22 protein-coding genes and 1 tRNA gene are annotated in these 19,583 nt (G+C 71.5%); 16 read left to right on the forward strand and 7 right to left on the reverse strand.

What is annotated here, in order from left to right:
* Positions 1–11 precede the first annotated feature (11 nt).
* From NYZ95_RS02770 to NYZ95_RS02785, 4 genes are all read left to right on the forward strand, one after another.
* Positions 12–815: an HAD-IIA family hydrolase gene (locus tag NYZ95_RS02770; protein ID WP_262848450.1), complete on the forward strand. Its 804-nt coding sequence runs from the start codon at positions 12–14 to the stop codon at positions 813–815.
* A gap of 14 nt (positions 816–829) precedes the next feature.
* On the forward strand, positions 830–1,903 hold the full coding sequence (mgrA, locus tag NYZ95_RS02775; RefSeq protein WP_262848451.1) for an L-glyceraldehyde 3-phosphate reductase: 1,074 nt from the start codon (positions 830–832) through the stop codon (positions 1,901–1,903).
* 105 nt (positions 1,904–2,008) lie between these two features.
* A complete protein-coding gene (locus tag NYZ95_RS02780; protein WP_262848452.1) occupies positions 2,009–2,923 on the forward strand; it encodes an NAD-dependent epimerase/dehydratase family protein in 915 nt (304 codons plus the stop codon).
* On the forward strand, positions 2,916–3,113 hold the full coding sequence (locus tag NYZ95_RS02785) for a hypothetical protein (RefSeq protein WP_262848453.1): 198 nt from the start codon (positions 2,916–2,918) through the stop codon (positions 3,111–3,113). Before NYZ95_RS02780 ends, NYZ95_RS02785 begins: the two co-directional genes overlap by 8 nt.
* Before the next feature lie 16 nt (positions 3,114–3,129).
* Here NYZ95_RS02785 and mscL read toward each other — a convergent pair whose 3' ends face one another.
* The 3 genes from mscL to NYZ95_RS02800 form a co-directional block, all read right to left on the reverse strand.
* Positions 3,130–3,531 (reverse strand): large conductance mechanosensitive channel protein MscL, encoded by a 402-nt coding sequence (gene mscL, locus NYZ95_RS02790; protein WP_262848454.1) that lies wholly within the window; start codon positions 3,529–3,531, stop codon positions 3,130–3,132.
* 91 nt (positions 3,532–3,622) lie between these two features.
* Complete coding sequence (locus tag NYZ95_RS02795; protein WP_262848455.1) at positions 3,623–4,246, reverse strand: SAF domain-containing protein; 624 nt, start codon at positions 4,244–4,246, stop codon at positions 3,623–3,625.
* Between the two features lie 216 nt (positions 4,247–4,462).
* The gene (locus tag NYZ95_RS02800; protein ID WP_262848457.1) at positions 4,463–4,765 is read right to left on the reverse strand and encodes an FmdB family zinc ribbon protein; all 303 of its coding nucleotides are present in this window, start codon (positions 4,763–4,765) and stop codon (positions 4,463–4,465) included.
* A 143-nt stretch (positions 4,766–4,908) separates the two neighbouring features.
* On the opposite strand from NYZ95_RS02800, the gene NYZ95_RS02805 reads away from it, so the two are divergent.
* The 3 genes from NYZ95_RS02805 to NYZ95_RS02815 are packed head-to-tail and all read left to right on the forward strand — an operon-like array spanning position 4,909 to position 9,924.
* Entirely contained in the window at positions 4,909–6,258 is a 1,350-nt protein-coding gene (locus NYZ95_RS02805; protein ID WP_262848459.1) for a hemolysin family protein, read from the forward strand.
* A complete protein-coding gene (locus NYZ95_RS02810) occupies positions 6,255–7,301 on the forward strand; it encodes a hemolysin family protein (protein WP_262848461.1) in 1,047 nt (348 codons plus the stop codon). Before NYZ95_RS02805 ends, NYZ95_RS02810 begins: the two co-directional genes overlap by 4 nt.
* Positions 7,302–7,347: 46 nt before the next feature.
* A complete protein-coding gene (locus tag NYZ95_RS02815) occupies positions 7,348–9,924 on the forward strand; it encodes a penicillin acylase family protein (protein WP_262848463.1) in 2,577 nt (858 codons plus the stop codon).
* Positions 9,925–9,936: 12 nt separating this feature from the next.
* Here NYZ95_RS02815 and NYZ95_RS02820 read toward each other — a convergent pair whose 3' ends face one another.
* Entirely contained in the window at positions 9,937–10,521 is a 585-nt protein-coding gene (locus NYZ95_RS02820) for a 5-formyltetrahydrofolate cyclo-ligase (RefSeq protein WP_262848466.1), read from the reverse strand.
* Positions 10,522–10,551: 30 nt separating this feature from the next.
* On the opposite strand from NYZ95_RS02820, the gene NYZ95_RS02825 reads away from it, so the two are divergent.
* The 7 genes from NYZ95_RS02825 to NYZ95_RS02855 all read left to right on the forward strand — a co-directional run bounded on the left by NYZ95_RS02825 (position 10,552) and on the right by NYZ95_RS02855 (position 15,870).
* Entirely contained in the window at positions 10,552–11,937 is a 1,386-nt protein-coding gene (locus tag NYZ95_RS02825; protein WP_262848468.1) for a UTP--glucose-1-phosphate uridylyltransferase, read from the forward strand.
* A gap of 10 nt (positions 11,938–11,947) precedes the next feature.
* Positions 11,948–13,168 carry a molybdotransferase-like divisome protein Glp gene (glp, locus tag NYZ95_RS02830; protein WP_262848470.1) on the forward strand — a complete coding sequence of 407 codons (1,221 nt, stop codon included), beginning with the start codon at positions 11,948–11,950 and terminating at the stop codon, positions 13,166–13,168.
* Positions 13,168–13,638 (forward strand): cyclic pyranopterin monophosphate synthase MoaC, encoded by a 471-nt coding sequence (moaC, locus tag NYZ95_RS02835; RefSeq protein WP_262848472.1) that lies wholly within the window; start codon positions 13,168–13,170, stop codon positions 13,636–13,638. The genes glp and moaC overlap by 1 nt, the downstream gene beginning before the upstream one ends.
* The gene (locus NYZ95_RS02840) at positions 13,635–14,132 is read left to right on the forward strand and encodes a MogA/MoaB family molybdenum cofactor biosynthesis protein (RefSeq protein ID WP_262848474.1); all 498 of its coding nucleotides are present in this window, start codon (positions 13,635–13,637) and stop codon (positions 14,130–14,132) included. Before moaC ends, NYZ95_RS02840 begins: the two co-directional genes overlap by 4 nt.
* A gap of 35 nt (positions 14,133–14,167) precedes the next feature.
* A complete protein-coding gene (locus NYZ95_RS02845; protein ID WP_262848476.1) occupies positions 14,168–14,737 on the forward strand; it encodes a GNAT family N-acetyltransferase in 570 nt (189 codons plus the stop codon).
* A 133-nt stretch (positions 14,738–14,870) separates the two neighbouring features.
* On the forward strand, positions 14,871–15,734 hold the full coding sequence (sepX, locus tag NYZ95_RS02850) for a divisome protein SepX/GlpR (protein WP_262848478.1): 864 nt from the start codon (positions 14,871–14,873) through the stop codon (positions 15,732–15,734).
* Positions 15,735–15,797: 63 nt separating this feature from the next.
* Positions 15,798–15,870: transfer RNA gene (locus NYZ95_RS02855), tRNA-Ala, on the forward strand.
* 68 nt (positions 15,871–15,938) lie between these two features.
* Here NYZ95_RS02855 and NYZ95_RS02860 read toward each other — a convergent pair.
* From NYZ95_RS02860 to NYZ95_RS02870, 3 genes are all read right to left on the reverse strand, one after another.
* Positions 15,939–16,910 carry a DUF4349 domain-containing protein gene (locus NYZ95_RS02860; protein WP_262848480.1) on the reverse strand — a complete coding sequence of 324 codons (972 nt, stop codon included), beginning with the start codon at positions 16,908–16,910 and terminating at the stop codon, positions 15,939–15,941.
* Positions 16,907–17,479 (reverse strand): RNA polymerase sigma factor, encoded by a 573-nt coding sequence (locus NYZ95_RS02865; RefSeq protein ID WP_262848482.1) that lies wholly within the window; start codon positions 17,477–17,479, stop codon positions 16,907–16,909. Before NYZ95_RS02865 ends, NYZ95_RS02860 begins: the two co-directional genes overlap by 4 nt.
* A 101-nt stretch (positions 17,480–17,580) precedes the next feature.
* A complete protein-coding gene (locus NYZ95_RS02870; RefSeq protein WP_262848484.1) occupies positions 17,581–17,994 on the reverse strand; it encodes a VOC family protein in 414 nt (137 codons plus the stop codon).
* Positions 17,995–18,069: 75 nt separating this feature from the next.
* Between NYZ95_RS02870 and NYZ95_RS02875 the strand changes: the two genes are divergently transcribed.
* Positions 18,070–18,651, forward strand: a complete 582-nt coding sequence (locus NYZ95_RS02875; protein ID WP_262848486.1) for a TetR/AcrR family transcriptional regulator — start codon at positions 18,070–18,072, stop codon at positions 18,649–18,651.
* Between the two features lie 46 nt (positions 18,652–18,697).
* Positions 18,698–19,528 carry an aldo/keto reductase gene (locus NYZ95_RS02880; protein ID WP_262848488.1) on the forward strand — a complete coding sequence of 277 codons (831 nt, stop codon included), beginning with the start codon at positions 18,698–18,700 and terminating at the stop codon, positions 19,526–19,528.
* Positions 19,529–19,583: the final 55 nt, after the last annotated feature.

Genomic DNA, 19,583 nt, shown 5'->3' on the forward strand with positions numbered 1-19,583 from the left:
ATACTTCGGCCATGACCGAGAAGCTGCCCGTCGCGACGTGGCTCACCGACATGGATGGCGTCCTGGTCCACGAGGAGGACGCCATCCCGGGTGCCGCCGAGTTCCTGGCGCGCCTCACCGAGTCCGGGTGCAAGTTCCTCGTCCTCACGAACAACTCGATCTTCACTCCGCGAGACCTCCGGGCACGTCTGGCCGACTCCGGTCTCGACGTGCCCGAGGACCGCATCTGGACGTCGGCGCTCGCGACCGCGCAGTTCCTCTCCGACCAGCGCCCGAACGGCAGTGCGTACGTCGTCGGCGAGGCGGGGATGACAACCGCGCTGCACGCCGTCGGCTACGTCCTGACCCGCTCGCGTCCGGACTACGTCGTGCTCGGCGAGACGCGCACGTACTCGTTCGAGGCGATCACCACGGCGATCCAGCTGATCGTGAACGGGGCGCGCTTCATCGCCACCAACCCCGACCCGACGGGTCCGTCGCCCGCAGGGCCCCTCCCGGCCACCGGGTCCGTCGCCGCCCTCATCACGCGGGCGACCGGGATCGAGCCGTACTTCGTCGGCAAGCCCAACCCGCTGATGATGCGCAGCGCGCTCAACCGGATCGAGGGGCACTCCGAGACCACCGTGATGATCGGCGACCGGATGGACACCGACATCGTCTCCGGGATGGAGGCGGGTCTGCGCACCGTCCTGGTGCTGACCGGTTCGACGCGACGCGAGGACGTGCAGCGGTTCCCGTACCGCCCCACCCGCATCGTCGACTCGATCGCCGAGCTCGTCGACGACGTCGTCGCACCGCCTCCCGGGACGCAGTGACCGATACTGGCCAGATGAGCGAGCGCCGGACCATCCTCGACCCCCACGACCTCTACCGCGCGGCCGACGACCGCTACGACGGCGTCGCCGACGGCGGACCCGCGCTGTTCCGCAGGTGCGGGCGTTCCGGCCTGCAGCTTCCGGCGATCTCGCTGGGGCTGTGGCACAACTTCGGTGACGACACGCCGCTGGCCACGCAGCGCGCCATCCTCCGCCGCGCGTTCGACCTCGGCGTGACCCACTTCGACCTCGCGAACAACTACGGGCCCCCGTACGGCGCGGCGGAGAAGAACGCGGGGCGGATCCTCGCGGAGGACTTCGCGCCGTACCGCAACGAGCTCGTCATCTCGACGAAGGCGGGATGGGACATGTGGTCCGGCCCGTACGGGTTCCTCGGCTCGCGCAAGTACCTCCTGGCCAGCCTCGACGACTCGCTCGCGCGCACGGGCCTGGACTACGTCGACATCTTCTACAGCCACCGCTTCGACCCGCACACGCCGCTGGAGGAGACGATGGGCGCGCTCGACGCGGCCGTGCGCTCCGGCAAGGCGCGCTACGCGGGGATCAGCTCGTACAGCCCGGAGCGCACGCGCGAGGCCGTGCAGATCCTCCGGGACCTCGGCACGCCGCTGCTGATCCACCAGCCGTCGTACTCGATGCTCAACCGCTGGGTCGAGGACGGGCTGCTCGACGTGCTCGAGGACACCGGCGTCGGCTGCATCGCGTTCTCGCCGCTCGCGCAGGGGGTGCTGACAGACCGGTACCTGGGCGGCGTCCCCGAGGGCTCGCGGGCTGCGGCCGACAAGTCCCTCGACCCGCAGATGATCGAGGACAACCTCGCCCACGTCCGGGCGCTCGACGCGATGGCGCGCGAACGGGGACAGACCCTCGCGCAGATGGCGATCGCGTGGGTGCTGCGCGATCCGCGGGTGACCTCCGCGCTCATCGGGGCGTCGAGCGTCGCCCAGCTCGAGGACAGCCTCGGCGCCCTTCAGAACCTCGATTTCAGCGAGGACGAGCTCGCCCAGATCGACACCCACGCGGTGGACGGGAACCTCAACATCTGGGCCGGTTCGAGCGAGGCCTGACACGCCGGTCTGGTCCGTTCTGCGACCTGTCCGTTATCCTTTTGTGATGGAGTCCCCCCGGCACAGGCGTTCTGCGCCGCACGCATCTTCTGGAGTGGCATCACGGTGAAGGTCTTCGTGACAGGCGCCACCGGTGTCATGGGGCGGTCCGTGATCCACGCGTTGCAGGGTGCGGGTCACGAGGTCCGCGCGCTCGCCCGCAGCGACGAGAGCGCCGCCACGCTGGCCGATCGCGGCGTCGCGTCGGTGCGCGCGAGCCTCTTCGACCGTGCGAGCCTCGTCAAGGCGATGGAGGGGTGCGACGCCGTCGCCAACCTCGCCACCCACATGCCGGTGGGCAGCAGCGGGTTGCGCCCTGGTGCGTGGAAGTCCAACGACCGTATCCACGTCGAGGGTTCGCGCAGCGTCTCGCAGGCCGCCGCCGAGGCTGGTGTCGGCAGGCTCGTCCAGGAGAGCGTGTCGTTCCTCTACGCCGACCACGGCGACCGTTGGATCGACGAGGACAGTCCGATTGCGGTGTCCTGCGCTGCTGAGCCCGTCGTCCTCGCCGAGACGCACGCGGAGCACTACGCGTCTGCGCGGCGAGAAGCGGTCGTGCTCCGCTTCGGCACGATCGTCGGCGACGACGCCGTCACACGCTGGCGGCTGGCGCGGGCGCGGGCCGGCCAGGCCGTCGGGCTCGGCAAGCCCCAGTCGTGGACCCACGTCGTGCACGCCGACGACATCGGGGGCGCGGTCCTCGCCGCGCTCACGGCTCCGGCCGGCACGTACAACGTCGGAGCCGACCCCGTACGCCGCGGCGAGCTGGTCGCGGCCTTCGCGGAGGCCGTCGGGCAGAAGGAGGCGAGCTTCTACCGCCGTCTGGCGCTGCGGCTCGGCGGTGACCGCCTCGAGTGGCTCACCCGGTCGCAGCGCGTGAGCTCCGAACGCTTCGCGAGGGCCACCGGATGGCGGGCCACGCACGCCCGGTTCGACGCCGGCTGGCTGCTCCCGATGGTCGCGGAGGCGGCCCGTGTCTGACGACCGGCCGGCAGGCTCAGGGGCGCGCACGCCCGACGAGGAGCGCCGTCGGCGGATCCGCGCGGCGCGGCTGCTCGGAGACGTGGTGCCCGCGACCACGCGCGACGAGACGGCCGAAGGCTGGGGAGAGCGCGACGGCAGCCGTGACGCCGAGCTGCGTCGCGACGTGCCCCCTCACCACGGCGGCTGAACGTTCGCCGCCCGGCTCAGGGCTCGCGGCGGGCGCGCAGCTCGTCGCGGATCTCGCGCAGCAGGGCGACGTCCTCCGGCGGAGGGGCGTCGTCGGCGGGCTTCATGTAGCGCTCGCGGAACTTGTTCATCGGCACGACGAGCAGGAAGTACAGGACCGCCGCGATGATGACGAAGTTGATCAGCGCGGAGATGACGGCTCCGATGTTGACGAACGTCGCGGGGTTGCCGCTGACGATCGTGAAGCCGAAGCCGAGGCTGTCGCTCCCGCCGACCGCCGCCAGCAGCGGCTCGATGACCGCGTTGGTGAACGACGTGACCAGCGCGGTGACCGCGGTGCCCATGACGACCGCGACCGCGAGGTCGATGACGTTGCCGCGCATGACGAACTCTTTGAAGCCTGCGACCATCCCAGCCATGCCTGTGCCCCGATCGTGAGAAGGGTGGTGAACTCGTCCCACCCCACCACAGAGTGGGGCGATGTGCGAGCGCCGACAGGCGCGAGCCTGCTCACAGCACGACGGTGACCGCGAGATGCCAGGCGACGCCTGCGCCGGACAGCGTTCGCGCGACGTCGGAGTCGACGGCGAGGACGAGGACAGCCCGGTCGTCGCCCTCGTCTCCCGGGAGCGCGGCCACCCGGGCGCGACGGGCGAGGACGCGAGGCGGGGCCGCCCCGCGAGGGTCGGTGCCGACGACGTCGACCGTGTCGCCGACGCGTACAGGGTCGACGGTCGCCGCGTCGGCCACCCGGAGACTGACGAGCGCGGTGCCGCGGCCGAACCCCTCGAGCAGGCCCGGACCGACGAGCGAGAGCTCGGTCAGGACGGCCCCCTCAGGGACAGGAGCGGCGACGACGCGCCCGCGAGTGTCCTCGTGGGTGCGGAGCGCGCCTGCGGGGGCGAGGCTGTCGGGCATCGCCACGACCTCGACGTCGTCCGTGCCCACGCGCGCGCCTGAGGTGAGAGCGGTCGCCGTGACGAGGACCGGCGTGGTCGGCCCGGGGTCAGGACGCGCGGCTTGGATCGCGACGAGCACCGACGCCGCGGCGCACACCGCCGCGAGCGGACGCCGGTGCGTGCGGACGCGCCGACGCAGCGTGACCAAGGCAGGAGACGCACGCAGATCGGCCATGCCTCCAATGTGGACGCAGAGGTGGTGCCCGTCCGGCGTCCTCCACAACCGCGTACGACACGACCCCGCGTCCACAGGGGAGGCGGGGCCGGGTCTCGATACGGGCTCGTTCCTCGCCCTACTCGACCAGCTCTGGGGAGGCGGGCTCGTTCCTCGCCCTACTCGACCAGCTCTGGGGAGGCGGGCTCGTTCCTCGCCCTACTCGACCAGCGCTGGTCAGCCGGCGGCGGGAGCGGGGGTGCTCGAGGACGACGAGCCGCTGTCGGAGCTCTTGGTGCTGCTCGTCTCCGAGGCGCTCGACGTCGTGGACGACGACGAGCCCGTGCTGGAGCTCGACGAGCTCGAGCGGCTGTCGTTGCGGTAGAAGCCGCTTCCCTTGAAGACGACGCCGACCGCGTTGAACACCTTGCGCAGACGTCCGTCGCACGACGGGCACACCGTGAGGGCGTCGTCGCTGAAGCTCTGCTGCACCTCGAGCGGTTGGCCGCAGTCGTTGCACTGGTACTGATAAGTGGGCACGGTCGCTCCTCTTCGGCACTCGCACGAAACGGCCGCCCCGGGCGGCCGCACCGATCTCCAGCGCCTATTGTGCGCGGCGCTACCTAGGACAACGACGTCGGGGCAGGGGAGATTCCCGACAAGACGGGTACGATCGCCTCCTGATGATCGAGTGGTTACTGCTCCTCACGTCCTTCGTCCTCATGCTCGCCTGCGGTGTCTTCGTCGCCGCCGAGTTCTCCTTCGTCACCGTCGACCGCCCGTCCGTGGAGCGCGCCGCCGCGGCCGGGGACCGGCAGGCGGGTGGCGTCCTCAAGGGTCTGCGCACGCTGTCGACCCAGCTCAGCGGCGCCCAGCTGGGCATCACGATCACCAACCTCGCGATCGGGTTTCTCGCCGAGCCCGCGATCGGGCAGCTGCTGCGCGACCCGCTGGCGTCGCTCGGGGTGAGCGGGGCCTCGCTGTCGGCGACGTCCTACCTGGTCGCGCTCCTGCTGAGCACCTTCGTCACGATGCTCGTCGGCGAGCTGATCCCCAAGAACCTCGCCCTCGCTGTGCCGATGGCGACCGCCAGGGCCGTCCAGGGCCTCCAGCGGGGCTTCACGACAGCGATGGGCTGGCCGATCAGAGGGCTCAACGGCTCCGCCAACTCCCTGCTCCGTGCTCTCGGCATCGAGCCGCAGGAGGAGCTGCGGTCGGCACGCTCCCCGTACGAGCTGAGCTCGCTCGTGCAGCGCTCGGCTCAGGAGGGAGCCCTGGGCCGGCCCACCGCGGACCTCGTCGCGCGCTCGATCGCGTTCGGGGACCGGACGGCGGCCGACGTCCGTACGCCGCGGGTGCGCGTCCACTTCCTCGACCGGCGCGACACCGCACAGGACCTCCTGGACACCGTGCGCGCGACCGGGCACTCGCGGTTCCCGGTGATCGGTAACGACCTCGACGACCTCGTGGGGGTCGTCCACGTGAAGGACGCCGTGGCCCTCCCTCCGGACCGGCGTCGTACGGTGCGCCTCTCCGAGCTCGCGTCGCCGGCGCTGACCGTCCCTGACTCGATCGAGCTCGACCCGCTGCTGGTCCTCCTGCGCGAGCAGCAGCTCCAGATGGCCGTCGTGCTGGACGAGTACGGCGGCACGGACGGCGTCGTGACTCTCGAGGACCTCGTCGAGGAGATCGTCGGTGACATCGCCGACGAGCACGACCGGTCCGCTTCCCAGCTCCGGTCGCGGCCCGACGGCACGTGGGTGCTCTCGGGGATGCTGCGGCCCGACGAGGTGCGCAGCCAGACCGGCGTCCCGCTGCCCGAGGGCGACGACTACGAGACCGTCGCCGGGCTGGTGACCCAGCGCCTGGGCCGCCTCGCCGAGGTGGGGGACGAGGTCGCGCTGGTCGTACCGGTCGTCGCCGGCGACCAGGTGAGCACCATCGGGGTACGCCTGCGCGTCGACCGGATGGACGGGCGGCGCATCGACCGCGTCATCCTCGACGTCGACCTCGACACGGAGGAGCAGCGATGAACCCCGTGCTCGCGATCGGCCTGGTCGTCGTCCTGCTGGCGCTCAACGCCCTGTTCGTCGCCGCGGAGTTCGCCCTGATCTCGGCTCGCCGTACGCAGCTGGAGCCCCAGGCGCAGGCCGGCTCTCGCCCCGCTCGGCTCGCGATCCGTGCGATGGAGCGCGTCAGCCTCGCGATGGCGGCGGCGCAGCTCGGCATCACGCTGTGCTCCCTGGGCCTCGGGGCCGTCGGCGAGCCGGCGATCGCGCACCTCTTCGAGCCCGTCTTCGACGCGCTCGGCGTGCCCCACGCGATGGTGCACCCGATCTCGTTCGTCATCGCGATGGGGATCGTGACCTACCTCCACGTCGTGCTGGGCGAGATGGTGCCGAAGAACGTCGCGCTCGCCGGCCCCGACAGGGCGGTCCTGTGGCTAGGGCCGTTCATGGTCGGCGTGATCCTCGTGCTGAAGCCGTTCGTCGTCGCGCTCAACGCCATCGCCAACACGGCGATCCGCCTGATGAGGCTCGAGCCGAAGGACGAGGTCGGCACCACGTTCACCTCGGACGAGGTCGCCGGGCTCCTCGACGAGTCCCACCGCGAGGGCCTGCTCGACTCGGAGGAGTACGAGCTCGTCTCGGGCGCGCTGGGGTTCGAGGCCGGCACCGTCGAGCGGGTGCTGCTGCCCCGGGACTCGCTCCGTACCGTCTCGCTCGGGGCGACCCGCGCCGACGTCGAGACAGCGTGCGCGCAGACCGGCTTCTCGCGCTTCCCGGTCACCGACTCGCACGGATCGCTGGTCGGCTACCTGCACATCAAGGACGCTCTCGAGGTGTCGGAGGAGTCCCGGCCGATCCCCGCGAAGTGGATCCGACCCCTCGGCTCCGTCCGCCGGAGCACGCGCCTGTACGACGCGCTGCGCCACATGCAGCAACGTGGGGCCCACATGGCCCGTGTGGTCGGTGACGACGGTGAGGCGCTGGGCGTCGTGATGCTCGAGGACGTCCTCGAAGAGCTCGTCGGCGAGGTGCGCGACCCTGCCCGCCGTGCCGTCGAGCCCGGGTGAACGGCACAATGCACGAGTGCGCGACCTGGCCCTACGACTGCGACCCGTGTTGACCCGCCGACTCTTCGCGATCCTCGCGATCCTGGTGGCGGTGGTGCTGGTCGCGGTCGCCGTGCTCGGCGTGGTGACCGTCCGCAAGCCCTTCCCGGACCGCGAGGGCACTGCGCAGCTGGCCGGGCTGGGAGCCGATGTCACGGTCCTGCGCGACGACTACGGCATCCCGCAGGTCTATGCGGAGACCGCCGAGGACCTCTTCATGGCGCAGGGGTACGTCCACGCGCAGGACCGCTTCTTCGAGATGGACTTCCGTCGCCACGTGACCGCGGGTCGGCTGGCCGAGCTCGTCGGGGAGGCGGCCCTCGAGACCGACAAGTTCGTCCGGACGATGGGCTGGCGCCGCGTCGCCGAGCAGGAGCTCGCCCGGCTGGCGCCCGCCACCCGCCGCTACCTGGAGGCGTACGCCCGCGGCGTCAACGCCTACATCGGTGACCGGGAGGCCTCCGCGCTGTCCCTCGAGTACTCGGTGCTCTCGCTCCGCGGCTCGGCGTACGAGCCGGAGCCGTGGACCCCGACCGACTCGCTCGCGTGGCTGAAGGCGATGGCGTGGGACCTGCGCAGCAACATGAGCGACGAGATCGAGCGGGTCCTGGCGACGGAGAAGCTCTCCCGCGCCCAGGTCGACACCCTCTATCCCGGCTTCCCGTTCCGCCGCCACGACCCGATCGTCACCCAGGGCAACGTCGTCGACGGCACGTTCGACCAGTCTTCGGGGGAGCGGCGCAACGCCGACACCGACCGCGCGGCCGACGTCCCTGAGGCGACGCCGACCGACGGCGAGGAGTCCGAGGACGTCGCCCTGCGGGACCTGCTCGGCTCGATGCAGGGTGTCGCCGACGTCGCCAAGGGGCTGCCGACCTTGCTGGGTTTCGGCGACGGCATCGGCTCCAACGCCTGGGCGATCTCGGGGGAGCGCAGCGCCACCGGGGAGCCGATCCTCGCCAACGACCCGCACCTCGCACCGAGCATGCCGGGCATCTGGCACCAGATGGGCCTGCACTGCCGCAAGGTCGGCGACGAGTGCCCGTTCGACGTCGCGGGGTTCACCTTCTCGGGGATGCCCGGGGTGGTCGTCGGCCACAACGCCGACATCGCCTGGGGTGTCACGACGATGTATCCCGACGTCACCGACCTCTACATCGAGCAGATCCAGGGCGACCGCTACCTCTACGACGGCCGCTGGCTCCCGCTCGTCACCCGCGAGGAGACGTTCGAGGTCGCGGGCGGGAAGTCCGAGACCATCACGGTCCGCGAGACGCAGCACGGGCCGCTGCTGTCCGACGTCGACGACACCCTCGCGGACGTGGGCGAACGCGCCGGCGGCGGGAGCACGTACGGCGTCTCGCTGCAGTGGACCGCGCTCACGCCGGGCCGGACGATGGATGCCGTCTTCGGGATCGACAAGGCCCACGACTGGGCGAGCTTCCGCAAGGCGGCGCGGTTGTTCGCGGTGCCCTCGCAGAACCTCGTGTACGCCGACACCGAGGGCAACATCGGCTACCAGGCACCCGGGCAGGTGCCGATCCGCAAGCGCGGTGACGGCACGTGGCCGGTGCCCGGGTGGGACCCGTCGTACGGCTGGAAGGGCTTCATCCCGTACGAGGAGCTACCGTCGGTGCTCAACCCTGCGGAGGGTTACGTGGTCACCGCCAACCAGCAGGTGATCGGGCGCCAGTACCCGTACCTCATCGGGACCGGCCAGGCGGCGGGCTACCGCAGTCAGCGCATCATCGAGCTCCTCCAAGGCTCGTCGAAGCTGTCGGTGGCCGACATGACCCGGATCCAGAACGACACGCACAACGGGCAGGCCCGGACGCTCCTGCCGCACCTCCTCGAGATCGACCTCGGCAGCGGCTACTACGCCGACGGTCAGGAGCTGCTGCGTGCCTGGAGCAGCCAGGACCAGGACCGTGACTCGGCGGCAGCGGCGTACTTCGCGGCGGTCTGGCGCAACCTCCTCGCGCGGACGTTCCACGACGACCTGCCGCAGGAGGTGTGGCCGGCCGGTGGCGAGCGGTGGTTCGAGGTCGTGCGCCGCCTGCTGAACAGCCCGGACAGCGACTGGTGGGACGACCGTACGACGAAGTCGGTCCGGGAGACCCGTGACGACGTGCTGCGCACCGCCATGCGCGACGCCCGCGACGAGATGACGCGGCGCCAGTCGCTCGATCCCGACCGGTGGTCCTGGGGCAACGTGCACCAGCTCACCTTGGAGAACCAGACGCTCGGGACGTCTGGCATCACGCTGGTCGAGAAGCTGTTCAACCGTGGTCCGTACGGGCTCGGGGGTGGCTCGGGCATCGTCGACGCCACCGGCTGGGACGCAGCCGAGGGGTACGAGGTGACGGCCGTCCCGTCGATGCGGATGGTGGTCGACCTCAGCGATCTCGACAAGTCGCGGTGGATCAACCTCACCGGCGTGTCGGGTCACCCGTTCCACCGCAACTACACCGACCAGACCAAGCTGTGGGTCGACGGCAAGACGCTGCCGTGGGCGTACACGTCCGACGCCGTCGAGAAGGCCGCACGCGACGAGCTCCGGCTGACCGCCGAGCTGGAGCAGTAGGGGCGCCGCCGCCTAGCCAGGGTGAGGGCGGGGCGGGAGGTGCAGCGTGCGGTCAGGGGTGACGACGAGGTCGACCCGTTCGTCGTGGTCCTGGGGGTGCACGTCGTCGACGACCTCGTGATCGTACGCGAGCGCGAGGCGCCAGACGGCGGGGTGCGCGGCGAGGGCGGTGTCGTAGTACCCGCCGCCGCGGCCGAGGCGGAAGCCGGCGACGTCCACCGCGAGCGCGGGGACGAGCGCGACCTCCACGGTCGACAGTCCACCGGGCTCGTCGGGACCGAGGGGCTCGGGGATGTCGAAGCGCCCGAGCGTGAGGCGTTCTCGCCCCTCGTACAGGGCCCACGCCATCTGGCGGCGCGGCAGCGCCCGCGGGACGAGGACCTCCAGACCCCGCGCGCGCAGCGCGTCGACCAGCGCCCACGTCGACGGCTCACGGCCGACCGACAGGTAGGCGGCGACCCGTCGCGTCGCGCCTGTCGCCTCCACCGCCGCGAGCGCGTGGGTGCACAGCGGATGCTCCGCGGCGACGACGTCGGCGTCGGCCAGACCGGCCCTCCGGTCGAGCAGCCTCTCGCGCAGGCGATCCTTCGCGGTCACATCCTGACGGTAGTGCCTACCATGACTCGCATGAGTGCAGAGGGACTGGCAGCCGCACGTCAGGCGATGGAGGAGGCAGGGGTCCCGTCACGGGCGATCGACGTCTTTGCCCACTACTACCGCGAGCTCGAGGAAGGCGCCACGGGTCTGATCCCCGAGGCCGACGTCGACCCGCTCGACCCGCCCCCGCGGCTGGCCGACGCGCAGGTCGACGACGACGCGGCGCGCGAGGCGCTGAGTCGGACGGTCGTGATCAAGCTCAACGGAGGCCTGGGCACGTCCATGGGGATGGACAAGGCGAAGTCGCTCCTCCCGGTCCGCGGCGACAGGACGTTCCTCGACGTGGTGGTGGAGCAGGTGCGCCACGTCCGGGCGGAGTACGACGTGTCGCTGCCGCTGGTCCTCATGGACAGCTTCCGGACCCGCGAGGACACCCTCGAGGCGCTCTCGGCGTACCCGGACTTCGCCGTCCAGGGACTCCCGCTGGACTTCCTCCAGAACAAGGAGCCGAAGCTCCGCGCGGACGACCTCACCCCAGTTTCCTGGCCCCAGGACCCGAGCCTCGAGTGGACGCCGCCGGGCCACGGCGACCTCTACACCGCCCTCGACGCGTCCGGCACGCTCCAGGCGTTGATCGACCAGGGCTACCGGTACGCGTCGGTCTCGAACTCCGACAACCTCGGTGCGTTCCCGAGCCCGCGGATGGCCGGCTGGTTCGCCCAGTCCGGCGCCCCGTACGCGGCGGAGGTCTGCCGCCGTACCCAGGCCGACGTCAAGGGTGGCTACCTGGTCCGCCGCAAGTCCGACGGACGGCTGGTGCTGCGCGAGACGGCGCAGACCCCCAAGGAAGACCAGCCGCGCGCCGACGACATCACCCGTCACCGCTGGTTCCACACCAACAACCTGTGGTTCGACCTCGAGGCGCTCGCGGCGGTGATCGAGGAGACCGGCGGGGTCCTGGGGCTGCCGCTGATCCGCAACGAGAAGACGGTCGACCCCACCGACCCGGACTCGCCGGCGGTCATCCAGGTCGAGTCGGCGATGGGTGCGATCGTGCAGGTCTTCGACGGAGCGGTCGCGATCGAGGTCGACCGCAGCCGTTTCCTCCCGGTCAAGACCACCGACGACCTGCTCCTCGTACGGTCGGACTTCTACGCGCTCAGCGACGACTTCCACCTGGTCGCGGCGGACGAGGACGCGCCGCTCGTACGTCTGGACAAGAGCGTCTACAAGCTCGTCCAGGAGTTCGACAAGCGGTTCCCCGCGGGGCCCGTGAGCCTGATCGACGCCCGCAGCCTCACCGTCGAGGGCGACTGGACCTTCGGCGCCGACGTCCGCGTCGTCGGTGACGTCACGGTGCCTGCGGAGGGCTCTCCCGGGACGATCCCCGACGGCACGACGCTCTCGGGGTCATAGGCTGTCGCCCATGCGTACCGTCGACGAGCACCTGGAGAAGCTGCTCGACCTGATCGGCCCGCTGCAGCCGTACGACCAGCCGCTGCTGGAGTCGCTCGGGCTGCCGCTGGTCGACGACGTGGTGAGTCCGATCGACTTGCCTCGCTTCACGAACTCGGCGATGGACGGCTACGCGGTGCGGGCGGCGGACGTCGTCGGGGCCAACCGCGAGTTCCCGGTGGTGCTCCCCGTCGTGGGTGAGCAGGCTGCCGGCGCCAGCACACCGATGGCACTGACGCCGAAGACGGCGGTCAAGATCATGACCGGCGCGCCGCTCCCGTCGGGCGCCGACGCGGTGGTGCCGATCGAGCTCACCGACGGCGGCGACGCCGAGGTGAAGGTCTACCAGGCGCGCCGTGCCGGTGAGAACGTCCGCCCTGCCGGTGAGGATGTCGCGGCGGGCGAGATCGTCGCCGAGGCGGGGACGGTGCTCGGTCCCCGCGAGGTCGGCCTGCTGGCCTCGCTCGGCTTCGCGCGGCTGCGGGCGCGTCCGCGTCCGCGGGTGGTCGTGCTGTCCACGGGCGCCGAGCTGCGCGAGCCGGGGGCGCGGCTCGACTACGACTCCATCTACGACGGCAACTCGTACATGCTGGCCGCCAGCGCGCGCGCAGCCGGCGCGATCGCGTACCGGGTGGGGATCACCTCCGACGACCCGCGCGAGTTCGCCGACAAGCTCAACGACCAGCTGGTCCGGGCGGACCTCGTCGTGACCAGCGGCGGCATCAGCAAGGGCGCGTACGACGTGGTGAAGGCGGCGCTGTCCGACCTCGGCACGGTCGAGTTCGCCGAGGTGGCGATGCAGCCCGGCAAGCCTCAGGGGTTCGGCACCGTCGGCGAGGAGAAGACGCCCATCGTCACACTGCCGGGCAACCCGGTGTCGTCGTACGTGTCGTTCGAGGTGTTCGTGCTGCCGATGCTGCGTCGGATGATGGGCAAGCTGCCCTACCGCCGTCCGCTCGTCCAGGCCACGATGACCGAGGAGATCCGCTCGCCGGCGGGACGTCGCCAGTTCCTGCGGGGCTGGCTCGAGGTCAACGGACGCGGCGTACGGGTGACCCCCGTCAGCGGCCCCGGCTCGCACCTCGTCGCGGGCCTCGCCCGCGCCAACTGCCTCATCGTGGTCGAAGAGGACGAGACGGCCCTGCACGTCGGTGACACCGCCAAGGTGATGTTCCTGGACCGGGAGTTCTGATGGGCGAGCGGCTCACGCACGTCGACGAGCAGGGCGCGGCCCGGATGGTCGACGTCTCCGCGAAGGACGAGACGCGTCGCCAGGCCACCGCGACCGGCCTGGTCCGGACGACACCGGAGGTGGTCGCGCTCCTTCGCGCGGGCGACGTCCCGAAGGGCGACGCGCTCGGCGTCGCTCGTGTTGCCGGGATCATGGCCGCGAAGCGTACGCCGGACCTCGTCCCGCTGTGCCACCCGCTGGCGATCACCGGTGTCGAGGTCGAGCTGGACGTCACCGACGACGGCGTGGCGATCACCGCGACGGTCCGCACCACCGGCCGTACGGGGGTCGAGATGGAGGCCCTCACCTCGGTCAGCGTGGCTGCGCTGACGGTGGTGGACATGATCAAGGCCGTCGACAAGCACGCCGTGATCTCCGATGTCCGGGTCCGGGCGAAGTCCGGCGGCAAGAGCGGGGACTGGTCGGCATGAAGGCCCTGGTCGTCACCTGCTCCAACCGTGCCGCAGCAGGTGTGTACGAGGACACGACGGGGCCGCTGATCGTCGAGGCGCTCCGTGACTGGGGCTTCGAGGTCGCCGAGCCCCTCGTCGTGCCCGACGGGCTGCCGGTCGAGGAGGCGCTGCGCGAGGCGGTCGAGCTGCGCTACGAGGCGGTCGTCACGACCGGCGGGACGGGCATCAGCCCGACCGACGCCACTCCGGAGGCGACCGAGGCCGTCTTGGACCGGACGCTCCCCGGCGTCGCCGAGGCGATCCGCGCGCACGGGGTCGCCGCCGGTGTCCCGACCGCGATGCTCTCGCGGGGGATGGCAGGGGTGGCCGACCACACCGTCATCGTGAACCTTCCCGGCTCGCGCGGGGGCGTCAAGGACGGCCTCGAGGTGCTGGCCGGCGTGCTGCGGCACGCGGTCGAGCAGGTCGCGGGTGTCGACCACGTCCGCAGCGACGACGGCGGTGCGTCCTGAGCACCGGGTGGCCGGCGACCCTCCACCACGGTCCGGTGGGGCTCCGGCCGATCCGACGCAGCGACGCCCGTACGTGGGCGCGGCTGCGCCAGGAGTCCGCCGACTGGCTCGGACGGTGGGAGGCGACGCTGCCGAGCACCGTGCCCGCCGCCGGACGGTCGTACGGGGCGGCGGTCCGCTCGCTGCGCCACCAGGCGTCGCAGGGCCGTGCGCTGCCGTTCGTCACGACGTACGGCAGCGACCAGATGATCGGCCAGGTCACCGTCTCGGGGATCACGTGGGGCTCCGCGCGCTGGGCGCAGATCGGCTACTGGATCGCACGTCCGTACGCCGGCCGCGGCATCACGACCACCGCGGTGGCGATGGCAGCCGACCACTGCTTCGAGGCGCTCGGGCTGCACCGCATCGAGATCGCCATCCGACCCGAGAACCGCTCGAGCCTGCGCATCGTCGAGAAGCTGGGCTTCGACCGCATCGGTATCGCGCCGCGGTACCTGCACATCGACGGCGCGTGGCGCGACCACGTGCTCTTCGCCGTCACGTCCGAGCAGGTCGTGCCGGGGGGACTGCTGGCGAGGGTGGACTCGAGCGCCGTCGACCGGTGATGATCTGCGGGGTGAGCTGCGCGGATCCCTTGACAACGCGGATCCCTTGACAACGCGGATCCCTTGACAACTCTGCGCGACACACCGACCGAGGTCCCCGAGGGGAGGCGTTCGCAGCGCGTACGGTTCTTCCGTGGGTACGGGCCTGATCTTCGCAGCCGTGATCGCCATCTGGGTGGCGTACGGTGTACCCCTGCTCCTGCGCCGGCACGAGGAAGCGACCCGTGGCGGAGGCGTCACCTCGTTCTCGGGAGCGCTGCGCGTCCTCACGCACCGCAAGGAGGACTCGGGGCCTGCGGAGTCGGTCGAGGTCGCCTCGTCGCCGGCTGAGCCCGCCGAGGCGGAGGAGAAGCCCGCACCCGTGCGGCGCCCGTACAACCGCCGTGCGGCCCGCATCGCCGCCCGTCGTCGACGCCGCGTCCTGCTCGTGCTGCTCGCCGCGTGCGCGGTGGTCGGCGGGCTTTCCGTCGCGGGCGTCCTGCTGCCCTGGGCAGCGGCGATCCCGGGTGGGCTGGTCGTCGTGTGGCTCGTCCTGTGCCGCGTCATGGTGCGCAGCGAGATCGGACGCCCGGTGCGTCTGACGCGCCAGCCGCCGGTCGAGGGGCGGGCGGAGGCCAAGGCCGAGGCGAAGGCCGAGCGCGCCGCTGCGCGTGCGACGAGGCGCGAGGAGCGGCGCGCGTCCGCCGCTGCCGCTGCCGAGACCGCGGCACCCGTCGATCCCGACCACGAGGCGACCGTGGTGATCTCCGGCATGGTCGAGGACCACGACCCGCACCGCCGCAACGTCATGGAGCGCACCCCGCTGCCCGAGGGCGCCCTCGACCAGCAGATCGTCGACGCCGCGGCGATGACGACCACCTCCGGCGTGACGCTGTGGGACCCGGTCCCGGTGACGCTGCCGACGTACGTCACGAAGCCGGCTGCCCCCCGTACGGTCCGGACGATCGACTTCGGCGAGAAGGGCGACTCCGAGCCCCGCCGGGCGGTCGGCGACTGAGTGCGGGCGGGCACCCCCGGATTCGGAACCGGCTCGGGTGCGTGGTAATCTCAATCTCGCTTTGGGGCTATGGCGCAGTTGGTAGCGCGTCTCGTTCGCAATGAGAAGGTCCGGGGTTCGAATCCCCGTAGCTCCACCCGCTGAAGGCCGGATCCGCACCGCGGATCCGGCCTTCGTCGTTGGCCCGGCTCAGTGTTGCTCGGCTCAGTGCCGCAGCAGGCGCCGCCCGCCGAGGTAGGCACCGGCGAGCACGGCGAGCAGCGCCGCCCACGGGATCAGGAACCCCACGACGCGGACGACGAAGCCGAGCGTCGCCACCAGGCCGTCCCAGCCGGCGTCGAGGGCGCCGACGAACCCGGACCGGCTCGGGGCGTCCGGCCGTTCCTCCGTGGAGATCTCCACCGTGTACGTGGCCATCGCGACCTGCTCGGACAGCCCGCGGCGTTCCGCCTGGAGCGCCTCCAGGTCCGCCTGTCGCTGGCTGAGCGTCTGCTCGGCGGCGAGGAGGTCGGCCGTCGTGGCCGCCTCGGCCATCAGGTCCTGGAGCCGCGCCGTCGAGACCCCCAGCGCCCGGATGCGCGCGTCCAGGTCGCGGCCTTGCGCGGTGACGTCCTCGGAGTCGATCGACAGCCCCGAGACCTCGCCGAGCTCACGAAGGCGCTGCGTCGTGTCTCCCGTGCTGCCGGCGGGCACGCGCAGCCGCAGCGAGACCGAGGCCTCGCCGTCGTGCGTCGACTCCGACCGTGACTCCACCCGCCCCTTCTCGTCCTCGACCCAGCCCGACAGCGTGTCCGCGGCGGCCCCAGGATCGTCGACGGTGAGCGAGGCCCACGCGGTGGTGACGATCTCGCGCACGCCGTCTGGAGTGGTCTTTTTGAAGTCCGCCGCGCCATCGGCCTCACGTGCGGACCCTGCCGAGTCGTCGAGAGCCCGCTCCTCGGGGACCGAGAGCATGTCGCCCGAGCTGTCGCTGTCGCCGGGCACGAAGGTCACACCGCCGCCGACCACGGCGCCCCCGAGCCCGAGCACGACGACGACAGAGGCCGCAGCGAGCAGCACCTTGCGTCGCTTCGTGCGGGCGGTGGACGCGTCGAGGTCGATCCGCCCGGTGACGCGGCGGTACATCCGGTCGACCTGCTCGTCGCTCAGCTCGGGAATCTCGGCGTGCATGCTCATGCGGGTCCCCTCAGGTCGTGGGTGGCGGCGCGGACGCGGCTGCGGATGCGCGCGACCCGGTTGCGGACAGCGCCGTGGGTCACGCCGAGCTCGTCGGCGGCCTCGGCGTACGTCAGGTCGCCGACGACGCAGCGCTCGAACAGCTGCTGGTCGAGCGGCGACAGGCCGGCGACGCTCTCGCGCACGCGGGCGAGCAGCATCGCGGACACGACCTCGTCGACGGGTTCGGGCGCCTGGACCGCCAGGCTGTCGTCGAGCTCCTCCCACTGCCGGCGGGTGCGTCTGCGGCGCAGGTTGAGCGCGACGTACTTCGCGGTCGCGAGCAGCCAGGGCAGCACCGACGTGTCGACGACGCGCAGGTCGGCACGTCGTCGCCACGCGGTGACGAAGACGTCCTGGGTGACCTCCTCGGCGTCCTGCGCGGTGCCCGTCATGCGGTACGCCTGCCAGTAGACGGGTGTCACGTGACGCGCGTAGAGCGTGCCGAAGGCGTCTCGGTCACCCCGGCGCGTCCGGGCGAGCAGCAGCCGGTCGTCGACGGCGTGCTCGGTCGGGAGATCGGTCGTCATGGCGCTCCGTTCGCATGGCCTCACCTGGTCTATGTCGTGAGGAGCACGACCGTCTCACGCCGGGTCGTCCTCGTGCCCGGACTTTGGTCGTGCGGGCCTCCTCATGCGGACCCGGCGGCGAAGGCGTCGGCGAACGTCGCGTCCGGCGGGATCGGCGTGATGACGTCGACGAGGACCCCGCCCGGTGCCGCGAGGATGAAGTGCCGCTGCCCGAACGGCTCCGTCCGCAGCGCGAGGACCGGCTCGAGACCGCCCTCGGTGACCAGCCGGGCGTACTCGGCGTCCACGTCGTCGACCTCGACGTTGAGGATCGTCCCGCGTGCGGCCGCGCCGTACCCGTCCGGGATCGTCTCGTGGGCGGGGTCGAGCAGTGCGAGCTCGTGCCCGTCGCGCTCGAGGCTGACGTACCAGTCCGAGGTGAAGGTGCGTCGGAAGCCGAACCACCTCTCGTAGTAGGCGGCGGCCTCCGTGACGTCCGTGGTGCCGAGCACGGGGTAGAAGCTCTTGAGTGTCATGACTCCTCCTCAATACATGCGTGGTGTATGTATTCAGTAACATACACTGCGTACGTATCTGAGGGAAGGAGCACGATGGGACGCTCGTCGAAGGTGCAGAGCGAGGCGAACCGGGCGCACCTGGTCGACCTGGCGTGCCGGCTGTTCGCCGAGCACGGGTACGACGCCGTCGGGCTGGAGGAGGTCGCGACCGCCGCAGGGCAGACCCGCGGTGCGGTGTACCACCACTTCGGGAGCAAGCGCGGGCTCTTCAGCGCGGCTCTCGCGCAGGTGCAGGCCTCGGTCGCCGCGGACGTCGCGCGCGCGGCAGCCGCCGAGCCCGACCCGTGGGACGGCCTGGTCGCGGGGTGCCACGCGTTCCTCGACGCCGCGTCGTCGGCAGGTGCGCGACGCGTCATGCTCGTCGACGGACCGGCCGTCCTCGGATGGCAGGAGTGGCGCGACGTGGATGCCGCGAGCTCGCGCCGCCTTCTCGAGGAGGGCCTGCGCGAGCTCGGGGAACGCGAGGTCGTCGTCCCCGACGAGGTCGAGGCACTCACCACCCTCCTCTCGGGAGCGATGAACGAGGCCGCGCTGTCTCTCGCGGAGGAGGGGCCCTCGGTCCGCGACGCCGTGCATGCCGGGCTGGACCGTCTGCTCACCGGTCTCCGGCGCTGAGGCGTTCCGCGCTGCGCGCAACGGGCGCCGGTGCGAGGGTCGGGGCATGGCCACCGCACCGCTGCGCACACTGAACGACGGACTCTCGCTCCCCACGATCGGGCTCGGCACCTATCCGATGGACGACGACGAGGCCGCCGGCGCCGTACGAGGTGCGCTCGAGCTCGGCTACCGGCTCGTCGACACCGCGGCGTCGTACGGGAACGAGTCCGGGGTCGGGCAGGGGATCGCGACCAGCGACGCCCCTCGCGACGAGATCGTGGTGACGACGAAGCTGCGCGGCGAGGACCAGGGGTACGAGTCGACGTTGCGCGCGTTCGCGGAGTCGCGTGAACGTCTCGGCCTGGAGTACGTCGACCTCTACCTCATCCACTGGCCGCTCCCGCGCCTCGACCGCTACGTCGACTCGTGGAAGGCGATGATCCGCCTGCGCGACGACGGACTTCTCAACAGCCTCGGCGTCTCCAACTTCACCCCCGAGCAGATCGACCGCCTGGTCGCGGAGACCGGGGTGGTGCCCGCGGTGAACCAGGTCGAGCTCCACCCGTACTTCGCGCAGGAGGAGCTGCGCGCGTACGACGCCGCGCACGACATCGTCACGGAGGCCTGGCAGCCGCTCGCCCGCAAGACCGACCTGCTGCGCGACGCGGACGTCCGCGAGATCGCCGAGCGGCACGGCGTCACCCCGGCGCAGGTGGTGCTGCGCTGGCACGTGCAGCGCGAGGTGGTCCCGATCCCGAAGTCCAGCAGCCCGGTCCGTCAGCGCGAGAACCTCGACGTCTTCGGCTTCACGCTGACCGACGCCGAGCTCGCGACGATCGGCGAGCGCGGACAGGCGCGCAGCGGGGGCGACCCGGCGACGCACGAGGAGTTCTGACCCGTACGTCGGTGATCCTGCGTCGGCGCGACGGGCGGTCCTGTGGGCAACCAGG

The organism is Mumia quercus (assembly GCF_025506335.1).
Lineage (GTDB): Bacteria > Actinomycetota > Actinomycetes > Propionibacteriales > Nocardioidaceae > Mumia > Mumia quercus.